The organism is Winogradskyella costae (genome assembly GCF_013403865.1).
GTDB lineage: Bacteria > Bacteroidota > Bacteroidia > Flavobacteriales > Flavobacteriaceae > Winogradskyella > Winogradskyella costae.
Genome location: NZ_JABFDK010000001.1, coordinates 411,762 through 432,794, shown reverse-complemented (window position 1 = coordinate 432,794; position 21,033 = coordinate 411,762). Strand labels below are relative to the sequence as shown.

Annotated in this window: 18 protein-coding genes; 11 read left to right on the top strand and 7 right to left on the bottom strand. The window is 32.5% G+C overall.

The features are described 5' to 3' along the window. Nucleotides 1-3 precede the first annotated feature (3 nt). On the top strand, nt 4-1,305 hold the full coding sequence (gene nqrF, locus HM986_RS01915; RefSeq protein ID WP_179333393.1) for an NADH:ubiquinone reductase (Na(+)-transporting) subunit F: 1,302 nt from the start codon (nt 4-6) through the stop codon (nt 1,303-1,305). Nucleotides 1,306-1,492: 187 nt separating this feature from the next. On the opposite strand, the gene HM986_RS01910 is transcribed toward nqrF, so the two are convergent. From HM986_RS01910 to HM986_RS01900, 3 genes are all read right to left on the bottom strand, one after another. Next, nucleotides 1,493-1,894 carry a response regulator gene (locus HM986_RS01910; RefSeq protein ID WP_179333392.1) on the bottom strand — a complete coding sequence of 134 codons (402 nt, stop codon included), beginning with the start codon at nt 1,892-1,894 and terminating at the stop codon, nt 1,493-1,495. Further along, nucleotides 1,887-3,404: a PAS domain-containing sensor histidine kinase gene (locus HM986_RS01905; RefSeq protein WP_179333391.1), complete on the bottom strand. Its 1,518-nt coding sequence runs from the start codon at nt 3,402-3,404 to the stop codon at nt 1,887-1,889. Before HM986_RS01905 ends, HM986_RS01910 begins: the two co-directional genes overlap by 8 nt. Before the next feature lie 75 nt (nt 3,405-3,479). Further along, nucleotides 3,480-3,845: a cupin domain-containing protein gene (locus tag HM986_RS01900; protein WP_179333390.1), complete on the bottom strand. Its 366-nt coding sequence runs from the start codon at nt 3,843-3,845 to the stop codon at nt 3,480-3,482. A 217-nt stretch (nt 3,846-4,062) separates the two neighbouring features. Between HM986_RS01900 and HM986_RS01895 the strand changes: the two genes are divergently transcribed. The 10 genes from HM986_RS01895 to HM986_RS01850 all read left to right on the top strand — a co-directional run bounded on the left by HM986_RS01895 (nt 4,063) and on the right by HM986_RS01850 (nt 18,171). Next, complete coding sequence (locus HM986_RS01895) at nt 4,063-4,929, top strand: DUF4846 domain-containing protein (protein ID WP_179333389.1); 867 nt, start codon at nt 4,063-4,065, stop codon at nt 4,927-4,929. A 20-nt stretch (nt 4,930-4,949) separates the two neighbouring features. Next, on the top strand, nt 4,950-5,327 hold the full coding sequence (locus HM986_RS01890) for a Na(+)-translocating NADH-quinone reductase subunit F (protein WP_178983540.1): 378 nt from the start codon (nt 4,950-4,952) through the stop codon (nt 5,325-5,327). Nucleotides 5,328-5,380: 53 nt separating this feature from the next. Continuing rightward, nucleotides 5,381-6,358, top strand: a complete 978-nt coding sequence (locus HM986_RS01885; protein WP_179333388.1) for an FAD:protein FMN transferase — start codon at nt 5,381-5,383, stop codon at nt 6,356-6,358. Nucleotides 6,359-6,449: 91 nt separating this feature from the next. Beyond that, nucleotides 6,450-9,377, top strand: coding sequence for a sensor histidine kinase (locus tag HM986_RS01880; RefSeq protein ID WP_179333387.1), 2,928 nt, complete (start codon nt 6,450-6,452; stop codon nt 9,375-9,377). Nucleotides 9,378-9,409: 32 nt separating this feature from the next. Beyond that, nucleotides 9,410-10,162 carry a LytR/AlgR family response regulator transcription factor gene (locus tag HM986_RS01875; protein ID WP_179312839.1) on the top strand — a complete coding sequence of 251 codons (753 nt, stop codon included), beginning with the start codon at nt 9,410-9,412 and terminating at the stop codon, nt 10,160-10,162. 151 nt (nt 10,163-10,313) lie between these two features. Then, the gene (locus tag HM986_RS17790) at nt 10,314-11,993 is read left to right on the top strand and encodes a leucine-rich repeat domain-containing protein (RefSeq protein ID WP_179333386.1); all 1,680 of its coding nucleotides are present in this window, start codon (nt 10,314-10,316) and stop codon (nt 11,991-11,993) included. A gap of 201 nt (nt 11,994-12,194) precedes the next feature. Next, entirely contained in the window at nt 12,195-14,699 is a 2,505-nt protein-coding gene (locus tag HM986_RS01865; protein WP_179333385.1) for a LamG-like jellyroll fold domain-containing protein, read from the top strand. Nucleotides 14,700-14,851: 152 nt separating this feature from the next. Further along, nucleotides 14,852-15,310, top strand: coding sequence for a hypothetical protein (locus tag HM986_RS01860; RefSeq protein ID WP_173587277.1), 459 nt, complete (start codon nt 14,852-14,854; stop codon nt 15,308-15,310). Between the two features lie 134 nt (nt 15,311-15,444). Then, nucleotides 15,445-16,476, top strand: coding sequence for a hypothetical protein (locus HM986_RS01855; protein ID WP_179333384.1), 1,032 nt, complete (start codon nt 15,445-15,447; stop codon nt 16,474-16,476). A 192-nt stretch (nt 16,477-16,668) separates the two neighbouring features. Continuing rightward, a complete protein-coding gene (locus tag HM986_RS01850) occupies nt 16,669-18,171 on the top strand; it encodes a T9SS type A sorting domain-containing protein (RefSeq protein WP_179333383.1) in 1,503 nt (500 codons plus the stop codon). Nucleotides 18,172-18,189: 18 nt separating this feature from the next. Here the strand turns inward: HM986_RS01850 and HM986_RS01845 are convergent, their stop codons facing one another. From HM986_RS01845 to map, 4 genes are read right to left on the bottom strand one after another with little or no spacing between them, the layout of a single operon-like run. Next, complete coding sequence (locus tag HM986_RS01845) at nt 18,190-18,561, bottom strand: DUF423 domain-containing protein (RefSeq protein ID WP_179333382.1); 372 nt, start codon at nt 18,559-18,561, stop codon at nt 18,190-18,192. 14 nt (nt 18,562-18,575) lie between these two features. Next, entirely contained in the window at nt 18,576-19,340 is a 765-nt protein-coding gene (locus HM986_RS01840; protein ID WP_179333381.1) for a class I SAM-dependent methyltransferase, read from the bottom strand. Between the two features lie 9 nt (nt 19,341-19,349). Continuing rightward, nucleotides 19,350-20,123, bottom strand: a complete 774-nt coding sequence (locus tag HM986_RS01835; RefSeq protein WP_179333380.1) for a DUF3050 domain-containing protein — start codon at nt 20,121-20,123, stop codon at nt 19,350-19,352. 2 nt (nt 20,124-20,125) lie between these two features. Further along, complete coding sequence (gene map / locus HM986_RS01830) at nt 20,126-20,944, bottom strand: type I methionyl aminopeptidase (protein ID WP_179333379.1); 819 nt, start codon at nt 20,942-20,944, stop codon at nt 20,126-20,128. Nucleotides 20,945-21,033 lie beyond the last annotated feature (89 nt).

Sequence of the window (21,033 nt, the reverse complement as noted above, 5' to 3'; positions counted from 1 at the left end):
AATATGGTATTAGCAGCAACCCCAATAGAAACGGTGATCGCTACAGTTGTCGCGTTTTTAATAGTTACTTTATTATTAGTAACGCTTTTACTTGTAGTGAAACAAAAACTGTCTCCATCAGGACCAGTTAAAATCACTATTAATGGTGAGCGTGAAATTGAAGTCGCTTCCGGCGGCACTTTATTATCCACTTTAGGAGGTAACAAGATTTTCTTACCATCTGCATGTGGTGGTGGAGGAACTTGTATTCAATGCGAATGTCACGTGTTATCTGGTGGAGGAGAAGCGCTCCCGACAGAAACACCTCACTTTTCTAGAAAAGAATTGGCACATGGTGCACGTTTATCTTGTCAGGTTAAAGTAAAGCAGGATATGGAAATCACCATTCCTGAAGAAGTATTTGGTATTAAGAAATGGGAAGCTACTGTAGTTTCAAACTATAATGTTGCTACATTTATTAAGGAATTTGTTGTTGAAATTCCAGAAGATATGAATTATAAGGCAGGTGGCTATATTCAAATTGAGATTCCTCAATGTGAAATAAAGTATGCTGATATGGATGTATCTGCACACCCAGGAGAACCAGATAAATTTAAGGCAGATTGGGAAAAGTTTGGATTATGGCCTTTAGTGATGAAAAACGATGAGCTTGTTGAACGTGCTTATTCTATGGCTTCATATCCTGCTGAAGGAAGAAAAATAATGCTTAACGTTAGGGTTGCAACTCCTCCTTTTGATCGCGCCAAAGGCGGTTGGATGGACGTTAATCCAGGTATTGCTTCATCGTATATTTTTAATCAGAAAGTGGGAGATAAAGTTACTATTTCTGGACCTTATGGAGAGTTCTTTATTAATGAATCTGATTCAGAAATGTTATATGTTGGTGGTGGAGCAGGTATGGCTCCAATGCGATCGCATTTATACGAATTATTTAGAACGTTAAAAACAGGGCGTAAAGTAACGTATTGGTATGGTGGACGTTCTAAAGCTGAATTATTCTACATCCATTACTTCAGAGCTTTAGAAAAAGATTTTCCAAACTTTAAATTCTATTTAGCACTATCTGAACCTTTGGAAAGTGATAATTGGAAAGTTAAAAAAGATATCAATGACGAGGCAGGTGATGGTTTTGTAGGCTTTATTCATAATTGTGTAATAGATAACTACCTTAGTCTTCATGAAGCACCAGAAGATATAGAATTATATTTCTGTGGACCTCCACTAATGAACCAAGCAGTTCAAAAAATGGGTGAGGATTTCGGAATCCCAGATGAGCATATTAGATTTGATGACTTTGGGGGGTAATCCTAAGTCACCATATTAAAATTGTCTTTCTAATTTTTTAGTTAGAAAGTCTATAAAATAAAAACCAACTCATATGAGTTGGTTTTTTATTGTTTAAATTTTAAATGAGTAAATATCGAATTTCTAAATTTTAGGAGAATTTTCACGATTGAATTTAGTTTACATAAAGATAAGACATGGCCTATTTTTATTTGGACAATTCTATTTCTAATATCTCCTTTAGTGTATCTGTAGATATTGGTTTTATAATGTAATTAGATATCGTTTTATAATGTTTTGCACGATTTAGGTCTACAGGGTCAATAGAAGAACTTACGATATATATAGTAATCAATTTATGAGATGCAATTTTAACAAACTCATCTAAGAATTCCCAACCATCCATTATGGGCATATTGATATCTAATAGTATGATATCTGGAACATCTTCACCAGAAATCATTATTGGCTTTAAGTTATTTAAGGCTTCTTGTCCATTTTTAAATACCATAAACGATTTACAAAAATCTGATAATTCCATCATTCTTTTTGCACCAAAAATAAATATCGGATCATCATCGATGATACATGCTACGTCAATTTTATTCATGCGTTTTTAAATATATATAAAAGGTTGTACCTACTTGAACTTCACTTTCCACTTCTATTTTTCCACCAATGGCTTCAACTTGATTTTTTGTTATAAATAAACCTAAGCCACGAGAGTCATCATGCTTGTGGAATGTTTTATACATGCCAAAAAGTTTTTCACCATATTTTTTGAGATCTATACCTTGTCCGTAGTCTTTAACTTGTAGCACTACAAAATCATTTTTAATTGTTGTGCTTATTTCGATGTTAGCAGGAACATTTGGTTTTTTATACTTAATAGCATTGGTTAGAAAATTTAATATAATACTATCTAAATAGGCAGGTACTCCAATGATATATTGCTCTGGGTTAATGTTTACTGAGAGTGTTGTTTTAGACTCTAATATCATAGCTGAAATACTAGAAATCGCGCCATTCAAACATTTTGATAGATTTAGCGGTTCTGTATTTAAATCTTTTTGAATATTAATGGCAGCCACTTCATTTAAGTTAGCTACTGTTTCACCTAAATGACTGACGGCTTGCTCTACTAAAGGAAATATTTCGTTATCGGTGGTTTCCGGCAGATCCATTTTTATAATATCAAGTAACATGTCTAAGTTACCATAGTGAGATCTTAAATTATGAGATACAATATGAGCAAAATTTAAGAGACGTTTATTTTGATCTTCTGTAGTTTCTAAAAGCTGATTTACTTTTTTACTTGTTTCTACAATCTGCGAAACATCATTGATTTGAGCTACAAAATGCACAGGTTTTCCGTGGTCGTCTCTTACTAATGATGTTGATAATTTCGCCCAAATAGTTTTACCTTTTTTACAGATATAACGTTGTTCAACTTCATAGTGATCAATTTTGCCACTTATTAACTTCATCATGGCTTTATAGTCCTTTCGTAGATCGTCTGGATGCGTTAGATCCATAAAGGAGAGGTTCTCGATTTCTTCCCTACTATAACCAAAGGTATTGCATAAGCTTTTATTAATATCAATCCAATTACCCTCTAAATCAACAATGGCCATACCAACTAATGCCGTTTCAAAGGTTTTTCTGAGTAAGAGTTCTTTGTAAGCCAACTCTTTTGAGTTTTTTGCTTTTTTATCTATATCTTGAAACAAACCTTGAACTAGAATGCACTTATGGTTTTCTACGATAGGCGTACCAATGGTTCTCACCCATTTTTCTTTTCCGGTGTGAGTTATTATTTGTATTTCTACATCAAAAGTATCGTGATTTTCAATACAATTGGTAAATAATGTGCTAATGGTATCTCTACTGTAACCTTCTTTGTAGAATGCGAGACCCATTTCAACATTAGGTTTATAATCTAGGGGAACTTCGTGAATTTTCTTGGTTTGAGTGCTCCAATTAAGAATAGTAGATGTAGGATTATACTCCCAAGTGCCTATCGAGGCTCGTTCTTGGATGAAATCTAACAAATCAATACTACTCTTCTTTTGTGTATTAGGGATAGACAAAATAGATGAGTTTGGGGTGTTAATTGACAAATATAAATTTTAATTTGACTTTGCTTCATATTTGTCGGCATTATTCGGCGATAAAAGTATCTATCTTGAGAGAATTTACTTGTATTCCATAATTAAATAAACAGAAGTTGTCTCACCAATATTTAAAACTTCGTGAGAGGTGATAGAATCTTTACTGAAGGTATAACCAGTTGGTACATTAACCTCTCGTGTGCCTGTGTGATCTGTAATTCTAAATTTTCCTCCAACTAAAGTATAACCAACATGTGGATTGTGGTAATGTTTCTCGTGCCCAACGCCAGGTTCAAAAGTGCATTTAAGTACTCTTAGTTCTTTATTATCTTCTAAAACCTCGCAAACTGCATGGCCTTTCCAACCTGCTTCTAAGGGGTTTGGTAATGGATGTTTGTTTTTACAGCCGGAAAGTAATACTATAGCGAGAATTAAGATATTACATCTCATTTAAAATATTTTCGGGCAAGGTAATAATATAATTATGTAGTATATTATTTCGCTATGAATCAATTCTGATTTATCCTCTATTTCTGTTTTTAAATGCTAACAATAATTCGATTGAGATATTAATAGTAAAGCCGAATTGATTCGGAAATCTTACATTAACAAACTATAATTCAGTCTTCAACATACGAAACTAAATTTTTTTGTCGTTATTTAAAATATGAAAAAAGTTCTACTCGCCATTTTAATCTTAACATCACTTGCTGTTTTAGCGTTTCAGTTTAAACCAGTAAAAAAAGTGGTTAGTATCGTTATATCAAGTATTGAAACACCAAGTCTTATTAATAAAGATAGTTTAACGATTGCATCTAGAGTTAATATTCCTGAAGGTTATAAACGTGTCAATTATACCGAAGGAAGTTTTGAAGCGTATCTCAGGAATTACAAATTAAAAGCCTTTGGAAGTAAAATCATTAATTACGATGACACCAACTATTTCTGGCAAGGCGGCCATATTGGTGTTTTAGAGATTCCTGTACCTAAAAATGGACTACAACAATGTGCAGATGCATTGATTAGAATACGAAGTGAATACCTGTGGGACAACAATAGAAAAAACGAAATAGGTTTTAACTTTACATCTGGGCATTATTGTTCTTGGACCAAATATGCTGAAGGGTATAGACCTAAAATTAACGGAAATAAAGTCACGTTTCATAAAACGGCAAGTGCCAATACTTCAAAAGACAACTTCTATAAATACTTAAATTTAATATATATGTATTCTGGGACGTTATCATTGTACAATGAGCTAGAAGCCGTTAAAGCGAAAGATTTAAAAATAGGAGATATGCTCATTAAAGGTGGTTCACCAGGACATATAGTTATGGTCGCAGATGAGGTTGTTAACGTGCAAGGAGATAAATTGTTTTTATTATTTCAAGGCAATACACCAGCCCAAAGTGTGCATTTAGTAAAGAATCTTGAAGACGCAGTGATTTCTCCATGGTATCAACTCGAAGATGATACGGCTATTTCTGTTTCAAATTATAGGTTTAGTAGTTCGAAATTTGTGCGTTTTAAATAGCAAGTTTGTATTTTTGCTATATGAGTAAACCACTAACACCACAAGAAGTACATAATCTCGCCATGAACCATGTTGGTAAAGACCTGGAGGCGCGTGGTTTCGAGTTCATAGCTATTAATTCTAAGTTGAAACGGCATCCACAATTTGTCTGTATCGATAAGAATAGTCAATATTACTTTGTGGTAGTCCGTGCCGTGATTTTACCAGATAACCCCAATAATTATGATGTGGTTTGGATGGAAACCTTTAAGAAACATGCTTTTGAAAAGGATGCTAAAGTATTGTATGCGGGTGTAGGATTAGGAAATCCTGACGGTGAAGATTTACCTCTTTATTTAAACGAAGAATACCTCATTGAATACAACGGTATTCAGGTTCTTGATATGAATTTAAATTAATTCACTAATCTCAATGTCTGGCTGAATGCCGTCAAATCCCTATTTGAAGTCCTATGAAAAATATATTTTATCTCATTTTTATTGCTACATTATTTGCTTGTGAACACGAACCAAAAAACATCAAATTATCAGGTCCGGTTTTTGGAACATCGTACAGTGTTCAGTACCATTCTGAAAATGATGTGAACTACCAAAAACAGTTTGATAGCCTTTTTAATGTGGTGAATCAATCGATGTCAACATACATTCCGGATTCTAAAATTTCAAGACTAAACAAAGGAGAAGCTATTGAAGTTGATGCACATTTTGCACGTGTTTTTAATAATGCCAAGCAAATTTACAGAGCCACAGAAGGTGCTTTTGATCCTACTATTGGAGCGGTCGTAAACGCATGGGATTTTGGTCCCGAAGGTAAAATTACAAACATTGACAGTACAGCTATTAATAGTCTAATGAAGTCAGTCGGTTTCAATAGAATGGGGTTAAAAGACCATAAGATTATAAAAAATAATGCTTCGTTTTTAGATTTTAATGCCATTGCCAAAGGTTATGGTGTGGATGTGATTGGTGAGTTTTTAGAACAAAAAAATATAACTGATTATATAGTTGAAATAGGAGGTGAAATTCGAGTAAGAGGGCTGAATGTCGAAAAGCAATCAACATGGAAAGTTGGTATCGATGATCCAAATTTTGAAGGAGAACAATCCTACTCTAAAGTGATTGCATTACAAGATGAAGCGATGGCAACCTCTGGCACCTACCGTAAATTTAAAATTGATGACAACGGAAACCGTTATGCTCATATTATAGATACGAAAACAGGTTATCCTTCAAAAACAAATATTCTTAGTGTTTCTGTATTGGCAGAAGATTGTATGACGGCAGATGCTTATGCCACGGCATTTCAGGCTATGGGAATAGATAAAGTAAAGGCATTTGCAGAGCGACACCCGGAATTAAAAGTGTTTATTATTTTTGAGAATGAAGCAAAAGAATTTGAAAGCATTTCATTAAATAACTTTCCACAATAAAAACAAGGACCTTCAGCAGTCAAAAACACACTTTTAAAAGCTTATAGGCTTACAATTTGTAATTTATTGTAGTTTTATCTACAATTTTTAAATGTTGAAGAAAACACTACTTTTTATTGTATTGCTACTAGGCTTGCATTTTTTGTGTGCGCAAGAACCTGTGTCTATTCATCTTACTGAAAAAGATGGCCTACCAGATATTGAGTTTTATAATGTTTTAGAAGATAGTAAAGGGTTTATTTGGTTGGCTTCAGATACGGGTTTATATCGTTATGATGGCAAAACCTATACCCAATATACTAACGCAGAAAAACGAGGCCTATCCGTTTTTGAACTTTTTGAAGATGAAAAAGGTCGCATTTGGTGCACTAATATTTCAGGACAGTTTTTTTATGTTGAAAACAACCAACTCATCACCTTTATAGATTTAAAAGAGGAGTTAAAAGGGAAGTTAGCAAATTACACTATACGAGATAACAAACTTTTAATAACCGCAAGTCATTCGATATATGTCATTGATTTATTTACCAAGAAAATACTTTTAAAAGAAGTTAGTGATGATGGTGGTATTAGATTGATGCCACTCAAGGATTCATACATGATAATCAGTTTTTATACTGTAAAACTATTTAATAAAGTCTTAAAGGAGACCAATCAGTTTTTGCTCAATATTCACTACCGTGGCTCTAAAGGTATGACTACAGCACAAGGTCAAACTCAAGTTTTTAAATTAAACGAGATTTTATTTTTTTCTCAACAGTTTAAGTATAAAAACATGTTTAGAAGTATCAACCTAAATACAGGCACTACGGATGCTACAATAGGATTAGAACTTCTGAAAAATAAAAGGATTATTAGGATAAAGATCATAAAGGACAATATGTGGGTGTTAACCCATACCGGAATTTATATTTATGAAAACGATAAAAATGAATTCACACTTAAAAACCAAATATTAGAAGATGAAATCGTTACTGACGTTATCATTGATAAAGATCAAAATTTTTGGGTGTCCACACTTACTAATGGTGTTCATTTAATTCCGAATATAGAGGTTATAAAACATAAATTACCTGAAAACAGCGATGATATTATGGCTATCGATAAGGTGAATGATTCGCTTGTGTTTTTTGGTTCTAAAAGTGGAGTCGTAGGGTTTTTAAACGTTGATGCTTTTACTTATAAAGCATCTGCTAACCTGGGTAATAAAGTCTCTGCAATACAGTATAATTCTAACATTGGATATAGTTATGTAAGTATCGACGATGGTGCTTATTTTGTAAATAACAAGACATTAGAAACCATAAAAAAACATGAATTTCTTGGTGTGAAAAGTTTTTCTCGTGTTAATGAAACGATGACACTTTTTGGAACGTATAGCCGATTGGCTTTTTTGAATAATAATGCAGAGTTAGTTAAAACATTTTCTGATAACAAGCGGATCTATACAACCTACTACAGTGAAAATAGCAATACTATTTTTATTGGGTATGTCGATGATTTATTAGTTTTAGATAACGATCTTAAGTCCACTACAATACGCTATCACGAGAAAGAGATTTTAGCCATTTCTATTACGGAAACTGCAGATGGCATCGTTTGGGTGGGAACGTTTAAAAATGGAATTTTTGCAATAAGGGATAATCAAGTTATTGCGCATTACACTACAAAAGAAGGCTTGTTGTCTGATCAGATTAAATATTTAAAGGCTGATGAAAATTCGGTTTGGATAGCGACACCAAAAGGTTTGCAAGTGTTCAATACGGATAGGAAGGATTTTAAAAATTTAAACAAGACAGATGGTATTTTATCTTATAAAATTTCAGGAATCGAAGTCTTAAAGAATCGCGTGGTGTTGTCTTCAAATAAGGGGATTTTTTCTTTTGATAAAGAGAAGGTGTTTAAAAAAACGTCGCAACCCGAAATTTATTTTAACGATATAAAAATTAATGAAGAATCGACCAATCTAGGAACAGATTATGATTTAGATTATAATCAGAATTCAGTACAATTTAGTTTTAATGTTAACGGGATTTTATACAATATAAATAAAACCTATCAATACCGTTTAGTTGGTTATAATAATAACTGGATTACTACAGATTTAGGTGTGAATACCGTAAAATATAGTAGCCTACCAGTGGGGAAATATACATTTCAGGTGAGGCCTACATCGATTATTGACGGGACTGAAAGTAACGTTCAGAGTATTACATTGAATATCAAATTGCCATATTGGAAAAAGTGGTGGTTTATTTTAGCCTACAGTTTATCTTTTGTAGGTCTCATTATTTTGTATTACAAAAGGAAATTAAAAAAGAAGGAAATAGCGAAAGAATTAGAGATTAGACAACTCTCTTTAGATAATGAGTTAATCGCTTTAAAACTAGAAAATTTACGCTCGCAGATGAATCCGCATTTTATATTCAATGCTTTAAATTCGATACAAGAATATATTGTTTTAAACCAAAAAATATTAGCAACTATATATTTGGGAAAGTTCGCAAATTTAATAAGAACTTACTTAAACCATAGCACCAAGGGGAAAATTACCTTACAAGAAGAAATTGATTGTTTGGAAATGTATTTAGAATTAGAGAAGTTACGTTTTGAGGATAAATTACATTATAGCATTTCAACATCTGGCAGTTTAAAGCCAAACGAAGCTTATATTCCTACCATGCTTATTCAACCCTATGTAGAAAATGCCTTAAAACATGGGTTGTTACATCGTAAAACAGATCGTAATTTAAGAATCAATTTCTTTATAAATGATAAAGTGAAAACGGTGAGATGTATTATTGTAGATAATGGTGTTGGTAGAGCGCAAGCCGAAAAGTTTAAATCGAGAAGTCGTAAAAGTCATCCGTCTTTTGCTACTAAAGCTACTCAAGATCGATTAGCATTATTAAACTACGGAAAGGAAAAACAAGTTGGTGTCATTATTACCGATCTGTTTGATAAAGATATACCTGTAGGTACGCAAGTTGATATTACAATCCCATACACTACAGGTTAATCATTAAACATGCTCTAATAAAATAAACACATATGAAAGTAGTAATTATAGACGACGAACCTAAAGCAAGAAAATTGCTTAATATACTAATAGAGGAGAATTGCCCAAAAGTTGCTGTTATTTTCACGGCTGAAGATTTGTTAAGTGGTGTTGAAATTATAAAAGCAGAACAACCACAAATTGTATTTTTAGATATTGAAATGCCAGAGCATTCGGGTTTAGAAATTTTTGATTTTTTGGAGGAAACACATCGTAATTTCGAAATTATATTTACAACGGCTTATAGCGAATACGCTGTTAAGGCTTTTGAACTTTCGGCTGTAGATTATTTATTAAAACCATTGCGGTTAGATAAGCTTAGTGAAGCCATAGAGAAAGCAATTGATAATATCGGTAAATCTCATATTAACATTAAATTAGATGAGCTTCAGAAAAGTTTAAAATCGTCTAATTTTAAAAAAATAGCACTTCCAGTAGCCGACGGTATCAAGTTTGTAAATTTTGATGATATCATCCTATTAAAGGCAGATGGTATGTACACCAAAGTTCATGTGCAAGATGCTTCAGAGCTGTTAATCAGTAAGCCATTAAAACATTTTGAAGAATTATTAGATACTATTCCTATGTTTTACAGACCACATCGTTCGTACTTAATCAACTTAAAGTATATTAAAGAATATTATAAAAAAGATGGAGGCTATATTATTATGGATAATGATGAAACGGTTTCTGTCTCAAAAGATAAAAAGGAAGAGTTTTTAACTATTGTACAGAATATAGGGTAGTTTGCTTTAGAAGTTGAAAGTGCTGTTTCAGAAATTTAGTTACAATTTTAGTAGGTTGGATTAAGATATTTGTTTTTATAAACTTTAAAATTCTTAACCTATTATGAAAAAAATTACATTTTTTCACAAACACTTAATCCATACATGTTTCGTGAGTAAAACAAAATTACTTTTTTTATTTACTATAATTTCTGCATTGAGTTATGGACAGACTTTTGATTGGGAGACAGGAACATTACTAAGTTTTGGTTCATCTAATCAAAACATTATTGCAAAGCAAATTGTTAATGGTTACGAGGTTAACTTTTCTGCCAGTGGTAGCGGTACACCTATTCTGCTTGGCACTTTTAATCAAGGTACTACAGGCAAGGCTGTTATGAATCAGCAACCTGAACAAGTTGTTCGATTAGCTTTTTTTCCTGCAGTAGATATTCAAAGCCTCAAAGCTTTTTCTGCTAATGCTAGTACTGTTAACTGGACTTTTACACCAGTTAATAGTCCAGGTAATGCCGTTGTAACAGCGAATGTTGCTCAAAATGCTGTTACAGTGAACTTAAATTGGACTAATGTTAGTATAATAGATATAACAGCAACTAATGGAAGCTCACAAAATTTTGGAGTTGATGATATTGTGTTTTCACCTTATACACCTTGCACAGTAACCATCCCAGACGCAAACTTTAAAGCTTACTTAGTTGGTAATACTGCCATAAATACCAATGGTGATACAGAAATACAGTGTAGTGAGGCTAGTGCTTTTACGGGAGCCGTAATTGTTAATGGTTTAAATATTTCAGATTTAACAGGTATAGAGGCCTTTACAAATATTTCAGTTTTAAATTGTCGAGATAATGCATTAACGAGTTTAGATATTTCTCAAAATACAGCTTTGTTAGAATTGCTTTGTCAATCTAACGCATTGTCTAGTTTAGATGTCTCAACAAACACGCTTTTAACCCGTCTTTGGTGTGATGATAATAGCAGTATTTCAAGTTTAAATGTATCATCTAATACAGCTTTAGTAGTATTATCTTCTGGTAACAATAATTTAACAAGTATAGATATATCTTCTAATACGGCTTTAGTTTATTTAAGTTGTTATAATAATAGTATCACAAGTATAGATCTCTCTAATAATACCGTTTTAGTACGTGTCGTTTTAGACTTTAATGGTTTAACGAATCTAGATATATCATCAAATACTGCTTTAGAAAATCTATCCTTTCAATCTAATGCTTTAACAAATTTAGACCTGTCATCCAATACAGCTTTAAAAAATATAAAGGGTATAAATAATGGTTTAACAAGTTTAGATGTCTCGTCAAATTTAGCTCTAGAATCTTTACAGATTGATGATAATAGTTTTACAAGTTTAGATATATCAAACAACACCTTTTTAAATGTTTTACAAGCGAACAACAATTCCTTAACAAGTTTAAACGTTGCAAATGGAAACAATGCGAATTTTGTTCAATTTAATGCACTTAACAACCAAGATTTAACGTGCATTCAAATAGACGCAGCCTTCACACCACCAACAACTTGGCAGAAAGATGCAACAGCAAGTTATAGCGAAGATTGCGCAGCATTAAGCGTAGATGAATTTAATCTAAACACAATCTCATTACACCCAAACCCAACAAATTCAATTTTAAATATAGAAATGACTAAAAACATCAAACAAGCAACTGTCTATTCTATGTTAGGTAAAGAAGTATTAAAAACCCAAAATAAACAGATCGATGTTTCTCGTTTATTAAACGGCATATTTTTAATTAAAATAGAAGATGAAAACGGAAACGTTTCAACCAAACGTTTTATCAAACAATAATACATAGTTTTGTTTTTTTTAGAAATCTCGTAAGTGTTATGCTTACGAGATTTTTTTTGTTTAGAAGTTGAAAATGGTGTTTCAGAAACCCACCCCATTTTAATGAAGCTTCATAGTAGATATTTGTTTTCTAAATCTTAATAAAAACCAATTATGAAAAAAATTACATTTTTTAACGAACACATAATTAATAAATGTCTCGTGAGTAAAACAAAATTATTTTATTTATTACTACTTATATGTAGTTTTTCTTTCGCCCAATTTCCTACTACTAATTTAATAGCTCAGTATGGATTTGATAATGGGTCTTTAGTAGATGGTGCTAATGGCGCTAATTTTTCTCAACATGGATCAGCTTCACTATTTGTTAATGATAGATTTGGTACAGCTAATGGAGCTTTACAGTTAAATGGAGATGATTTTCAACGAGTAAACTTAGATCACGACTCTTCTTATGATGATATTTCTTTGTCATTTTGGATTAAGACGGCAACCAATGATAATAATGAAAGAACAATAATTTATGACCTTGGAGGAACTTTTAACAAAGGTTACCATATTTATTTAAAAGATGGAGAGATAAACCACTATTCAAGATTTAATGTGGGTTCTAACTATATTGTTTATAATATAACATCTATGGATATTAGTGATGATCAATGGCATCATATTGCTATTACAACACATATGTTAATTTCAAAAATTTATGTTGACGGGCAATTAGTGGATTCGACTGGGAATCCAAGTGCCTCAAGTTATAGTAATAGAGGATTTGATAGTAACGGTATTGTTGGTTTAGCAAGAAATAGATCTTCATACCCGACGGCTACAAGCAGTTATAGAGACGTTATTGATGATATATTAATTTATGATAGAGAGATATCAGCTGCAGAAATAACATCTATTGGTGACTATAATTTTTGTGTAGGAATTACTAATCAGTTATTTACTTCTAATATTACAGCTACAAATATAGATGTAAATGTACCAGGTACACAAACTGTGGATATTGCGTATCATGAAGTTTCTCAACCTTTTTCTTCTGCTACAGTTGTTTCAAGTGTTTCAGGAGGAGCAAGTACAACTATTACTGGAACATCGCCAGAAACTTATAAAGTTTATGTTAGAAAAGATTGTGGAAATGGTAGTTATTCATCATGGTCTGCACCCCTTATTTTTAAGAATACAGGAATACCAACTTATGTTAACTATAATGCAACAGGAAATAATGATGGTAGTAGCTGGTCTGATGCATATATTAATTTAAATACAGCGTTAGATTTGGCAAACTCTGGTGATCATATTTGGGTTGCGTCAGGTAATTATAAACCACATGCTTTTGATAGAAGCATTTATTTTACAGTAAACAAAGAAAATTTAAAAATTATCGGAGGGTTTAATGGAACAGAAACTCAGGAATCTGATGCAGATCATGTTTTAAATACGACTATTTTATCAGGAGATTTACAAGATAATGATGTAAATATAACCGATTTTATTTCTAGCTATTCAAACACAACTCGAAATGCAGATAATAGTTACCATGTCATAAATATTACGGAATACGGAAATAATTTATTATTAGAAGGTATAATAGTAAGTGATGCACATAATAATTTAGATGCTTTTGAGAGTGGTGGTGCAATTGTAAAAGATTCTGGGGTTATTAAGCTAACCCTTAAAAATTGTATTATAAAAGATAATGTTTCAAGAAACGGCAATGCAGGTTTATTAGCTGAATATGATCTTAATGGAACAGGGATATTAGGTGAGTTGAATATTGAAAACTGTATATTCTCTAATAATATGGCTCGATGGGCAACAGCTATATATAGCTTTGTTCGTGACGATACTGATGCAAATATAAATATTACCAATAGTTTATTTGATGGTAATATTGCAGGAAATTTGAATAGTACAACTGCACAAGGCTATGCTGGTAGTTCGGCATGGCTTAGGAATTTAAGTATTAGTAGCAGTTCTACTTTAAATATAGACATCATTAATTCTACATTCGTTAGTAATAGCGATACAGGTACAGAGCAAAATTTAAATAACTTTAGTAGATCAACGTTAGCTATAAGTAGAAGTGGAAATGCAGGGGCAGTAAATACAACAGTAGCTAATTCTATTTTTTGGGGTAATACAGCTACTGGTGGTTTAACTGCACGTTCTATAACAGATTTATATGAACAGCCACCTACATCTGTAAATGTTTTAAATTCTATAGATGAAGCCAATTTTAACGATGCTGTAATTACAAATACAAGTAATACAACTAACTCTAATCCTCTATTTACGGATGCTGCAAATGGGGACTTTACATTAACTTCTGGTTCGCCTGCGGTTGATACAGGAGACAACAGTTTTGTTTTTGAATCCACAGATTTATTAGGAAACCAACGTGTTTTTAATACAACTGTAGATATGGGAGTTTATGAGTTTGGAGCACCATTTTTAAGTACAAATGATTTTCAACTAAATGAAAATGAAATCAAACTATATCCAAATCCAACAAATTCAATATTAAACATAGAAATGACTCAAAACATCAAACAAGCAAGCGTCTATTCTATTTTAGGTAAAGAAGTGATTAGAACTGAAAATAAACAGATTGATGTTTCTCGTTTACCAAACGGAGTATTCTTAATTAAAATAGAAGATGTAAACGGAAACGTTTCAACCAAACGTTTCATCAAGGAATAATACATAGTTGTGTTTTTTTAGAAATCTCGTAAGTGTAAGGCTTACGAGATTTTTTTGTTTAGAAGTTGAAAGTGGTGTTTTAGAAACTGATACACTAAACCAACGACAGCATCATAGATATTTGTGTCATAAATCTAAAACATAACCTAATTATGAAAACAATTATAGCCTACCTTATTATAGCATTTACATCATCTGTACTTTTTTCTCAAAGTGAAATTCCTACAGAAGCCATTAACGGTACTTACCATTTGTTAGAAGCCGAAAAGGGGATAGGCAATAAGCCAACCAAATCTAAACTTTTTCAATACGGAGAGTTTGCAGGCGATAAGGTATTAGCAATTGCGGCTTGTGCTCAATGTATGCCTGCAATTTATAAGTATCAAAAAGACGAAAGTAAAGAGTTGGGGATTCCTGTTTTTTACAACGATTACGGACTTTTTGTTATTACCTACGATAACGAAAGTTTTGTTATGGTAAAAGCAGCAGATGCAGATAGCGAAGATTGGACGGACTTTAGTTATAGTAATTTTTACAGCAAAAATGAAGCGAAGGTTATTGCTATGACACAACAAAAAATTAAAGCGTTTGTTGTAGCGGTTTCTGAATAAATTTCGGGGTAATTCAAATTTTTAGAAGTCCTTATTTTTTAGAAGTTAAAAACGGCATTTCAGAAACTTACTTCATTTTTTAGCTCTGTCATATTCGATATTTGACACTATATAAACTTAAAATTTAACCTATTATGAAAAAAATAATGATAACGGTTGCTCTAATTTTTACAGCAACCATAGCGCAAGCTCAAAAAACCTTTTACGAAGCTCTAGAGGCTAATGGTGAGACAGCAACCTACGAAGGTTTTTCTGGCATATCTATAAATGACGATGGTACTATAGCTATTGTAAGTGGAAAACCAGTGGTAACAATAACCGTAAAAAAATTGGCAACAGGACAACCTGTGGGTTTTGAAGCTAAACCCGTTTCAGAAAGTTATGGTGGTTTTGGAGCGTCTGAACTAGGCGATTATGATAGAGTAGATAGTTACCCAAATGTAATGACCATAAAAAACACTTACAAAAGAGGACTCGATGGTTATATGGTAATCGACGATTTGTTATTTAAGATTAGTTACATACCAAGTGACGGTGTTCCAGAAGTGAAAAATGTCACTGCTGTATATGTTATGGTTAAAGACCGTAGCGAAGCAAAAGATGACACAGGAAAGAAGAAAAAGAAGAAAGGTGGTTTTTTAGGACGCATGAAAGCAAAGTTAGAAGCTACAGGACAATCACCAACCTATAAGTATATTCAAACTGTAAATATTGAAAAGATATTTAACGATTACGTCACGGCTATGAAAGCCAAACAAGCGAGTCCAATAACGGCCCAAGACAAAACAGATATCGCCAAAATTAAACGCGCAAGAGAAGCTGGAGACGAAGAAATAAAACGTTATAACGATTCAATCAAGGCTACGCCAGAGTATAAAGACTTGCAAAGAAGAATAAAACAAAATGAGGCAAACTATCAGGCATCAGAGTTAAAAAACACGGTAACACTTCGTAATAACTCGAATAATGAAATTTATGTAGGTAGAGCTGGAAGTAGTAATCCAGGAACAAGAATTAGTGCTGGTGGAACAGCCAGATGGAGCTGTGATCAAGATGCTTATTTACAAAAAATAACGAAGTCTGGTGGAAGTAATGCTTATGATTCTACTAATGTACAAGTGTACCGCAAAAATTCGGGTTGTGGTAATACGGTTAACGTAAACTAATAATAGTAAAATTAATTCTAAAATTTCGAAAAGTTGGACTAATTAATTTTAGTCCAACTTTTTTTATCATTTATGAAGTATTTAAAGCAAAATAAATTAGAACTTTTTCTTGTGCTATTCTATATCATCATAGGAATAGTTCTATTGCTATTATTCTAAATTTTTTTTTACCTTTAGAGTAAATGCCAAAAAATGAAACATTTACTACTCTTCTTTTTCTTATTACCAATACTAAGTTTTAGTCAATGTCCACCAACAGGAGGCATATTTATTTCACAAGCAGAAATAGATGCCTTTGCTACCAACTATCCAAACTGTACAGAAGTTGATAGCTTTGTTATTTCAGGAGATGATATTACCGATTTAAACGGACTTCATCAAATAGAATCTTGTACGAGTTTTTCAATTAGTAATAATTTAATATTACAAAATACAAATGGCTTAAACCCTAATATAATTATACAATATGTTGAAGGTACAGGCACGACGTTTTCTATATCTAATAACGCATCATTATTAACGATTAATGGATTAGAAAATTTTCAAAGTCAATCTGATTTTGAAAGCTCATTTACTATTACTAATAACCCTATGTTGCTTAGTGTAGATGGTGCACCTAGTTCTTTTAGTCCACTTACTTGGCTTTATATTGAAAACAATGATGCCCTTTTAAACTTAAATGGATTAGAAAATTATGCAGCAGCAGAATATACAAGTATCTCTGATAATGACAGTCTCATAGATTTAACAGGTCTTGATGAAATATATGGAGAAACAGTTCATATTTCTAATAACAATAATCTTCAAAGTTTAAATGGTCTTGTGTCCAGTGGTTTTGATGATTTTTTATATATAGAAGGCAATCAGAACTTAACAGATATTAGTGCAATCTTTGCAGGAAGTTATTTTGATGATGGTTTAATTATAAGAAACAATCCCAATTTATCAATTTGTAGTACAGATCAAGTCTGTTTTTTTATAGATAGTAATATAGAAGAAGGTGTTATGCTTCCAGGTATTTTTGAAAATAATGCACCTGGATGTAATAGTAATTTTGAAGTAGAAAATGTTTGCGGAGTCAATTCAAATGATAATTGTGGATATACCATTAATCTATTGACCTTCGGTGAAATGATAACAGCAAATAATGAATTTGCCACGACGTCCTTACAAACACCTAGTTGCAGTGATGTCGCTAATAGAAAAGATGTTTGGTTTGCCTTTAATTCAGGTGAAAATCTAACGGTTGATGTTATTATAGATTCAGGATACAATTTACAATTATGGGAAGGAGATTGTTATGATTTAGTTCCCTTAGACAATGGGTGCAGTAATGCATCATTAGAAGATGTCTCTGTATCTCCTAATACATCTTATTATTTACAAGCTTGGAATGATGATTCTACTGATAGAGGAGGTTCGTTATGGTTTGATTTATTAGTACAAGATGGTAATTTGTCTACACCAGAGTTTAAAGTTTCTGAAATTAATATCTATCCTAATCCTGTACAAAACGAATTACACATTCAATCTAGTTTAACAATAGATACAATTGAAATGTATAACTTATTAGGTGAACTCGTTTTAGAAAGTAAATCTAAAACACTAGATGTATCAAATTTAACAACAGGTTTATATCTAATGAAAGTGGTTAGTAATGGAAGAGAATTTACCTCTAAAATAGTGAAGCAGTAATTTTTTTGACTTTAAGTTTTATTGAAGTGCATTTATCAATACCAACAACCAACCAACAACTAAAAGTAAACCACCAATCGGAGTCACAGGTCCTAAAAACCGAAGTTTTTTGCCTTTGGCATCCGATAAAATCAAACCGTAAATACTAAACGAGAATAATATAATACCAATTGTGAAACACCAATACGTTGCTGAGGTCACGTTGGTAGCGCTTAGACCTATAGCTAATAAAACAATGGCATGATACATTTGGTATTTAACACCAACTTCAAAACTATGCAATTGATCTGTAGATAAGATTTTCTTTAAAGCATGTGCCCCAAAGGCACCAAAGATTACAGCTAACATGCCAAAAAGTGCACCTGTGGCAATTATAATGTGTTGAGTCATTTAAGCAAATTGTTTTATTTATAAACTACAGGGATAATTTCACCTTTAGCCAAGCAATATGTTTCAATGTCTTCCTCAGAAAGCGAAGCGGTATAGTCTACTTCTTCAACTTTAAAACCTATAGAACGAAGCTTATCAAAATAATCGCGACCATAAACACGAACGTGATCGTATTGTCCAAAAATTTTAGCACGCTCATCTCTATCTGTAATAGAATCGTCTTCAAAAGTCACTTCTCTATCTAATTCTTGTGGAATCTGAAAAATACCATAACCACCAGGTTTCATAACTCTGTATAATTCTTGCATGGCTTTAGTATCATCTGGAATATGCTCTAAAACATGGTTACAGAGAATTACATCATAACTGTTATCTTCAAAAGGCAAATCGCAAATATCAGCCTTAACATCTGCAATAGGCGATAATAAATCTGTAGTGGTATATTTTAGGTTTTTAAGGGCTCTAAAACGTTTTAAAAAGCATTGCTCAGGCGCAAAATGCAATGCTTTTTTTTCCGCAGTAAAAAACTCGGTTTTATGATTGAGATATAACCATAATAAACGGTGACGCTCTAAACTTAACGTAGAAGGCGATAATACATTGTTCCTTTGATTACCGTAACCATAAGGTAAAAATGTTTTAAAGCTTTTGTTGTCAATGGGATCCGTGAATGTATCTCCTTTTAAAAAGAAAGCTAAAATGGGGCGTGCCACGTAGCTTAATCTTATGAGTAAAGGTCTGGGTATAGTGTTTAATATAAGTTTGAAGAGTTTTTTCAAATTGTTTTCTTAAGCGTCTACCTGACTAGAAATTAAATCATAAATACCATCCCAAAGTGTAATTCTATGTTGTAAAGCGGCTTTGGCAACGTCTAGAGTTTCATTCCATTTTTGCTCATTCTCACCGCATAATTCCTGTATCATTTTTAATGAAAGTGGGCCGTGTTCATCGCCATCTAATTCAATATGACGTTTTAAATAATAGGTTAATTTACTATAGGTATTGTCGCTGGTTTTAGACTGATTGATAATTTGAAAAAACATATCAGGAATCACATCTTCACGTCCAAATGTAAATGCTGATGCAATTTTATGAGGTTCATTTGTTGCAATTATCTTAAATGTAAAATCCACGAATTTTAGGGTTTCAACATTCAATGTTACTTTTTCTGCAGCAATAGAAACCGAGTCCCCATGTCTGATATAATCTACAAATTGTTCAATAGATATTGTGCTTGCTCCAACTTGGTGCATGGCATCCAAATACATTTCATAATGACTTTTAGGCTCACCCAACTCATTAACATCACTTTCTTCACCCAAAACAATTTCGTTAATAAAACGAGCAGTCGATGGGTTTTTAACAGGAGTCCATGGCACTTTAGTGTTCGTTAATTGATTTTGAAGCGCTTTTAATAAAGACATAAAATCCCATACCGCAAACACATGTTGCTCCATGAAAGTTTTTATATCATTAATCGATGATAAAGAGCTGTATAATTTATGAGCGTTGAGTTCTGCTCTTAAAGAGTTTAATTCATTTTCTAAGTGTGCAATGTTCATAATTAAAGTACTAATGCATTTTGTCTAAAAGGTTCTTCTTCTTTAGTCACAATACCTAAAGCTTCATGCACATAGGCAAAAGTCGAAAGTATTTCTGGTTTTCCGTCTACAATAGCAACATCGTGTTCAAAATGCACACTTGGTTTCCCATCTTGAGTAACAATCGTCCAACCATCACTCAATTGTTTTACTTTGTGTGTTCCTAAATTAATCATAGGCTCAATGGCAACAACCATACCTTCAATAAATTTCTTTCCACGACCACGTTTTCCGTAATTTGGCATTTCAGGATCTTCGTGCATTTTTCTTCCTAAACCATGGCCAACCAATTCTCTAACGACACCATAACCTTCTGCTTCAGTAAATTGTTGAATTGCAAAACCAACATCACCAACACGATTGCCAATTTTTAATTGCTCAATACCTTTGTAAAGTGATTCTTTAGTAATCTGAATGAGTTTCTTAGTCTCTTCCGCAACATTGCCAATTTCAAAAGTATAAGCATGATCTCCATAAAAGCCATTCATAAATGACCCACAATCTATGGAAACAATATCACCATCTTTTAAAGGAGTGTCTGTTGGTAAACCATGGACTACAGCTTCATTAACACTACAAAGTAAAGTTGATGGACAATCGTAAAGGCCTTTAAAACCAGGTAAAGCACCATGGTCTCTAATAAATTCTTCCGCGATGGCATCCAAATGGTTGGTTGTTACACCTTCTTTTGTTTCTTTAGCCAACATACCTAAGGTTTTAGATACAATGAGCGCACTTTGACGCATTAATTCAATCTCTTCTGCTGTTTTTACTATAATCATGATTCAAAATATTGAGCGGCAAAGATAGGGAATTATAACAATTCCTAAGTATTTCTAAAACATGATATATAACAGTTTATAAATAAGTT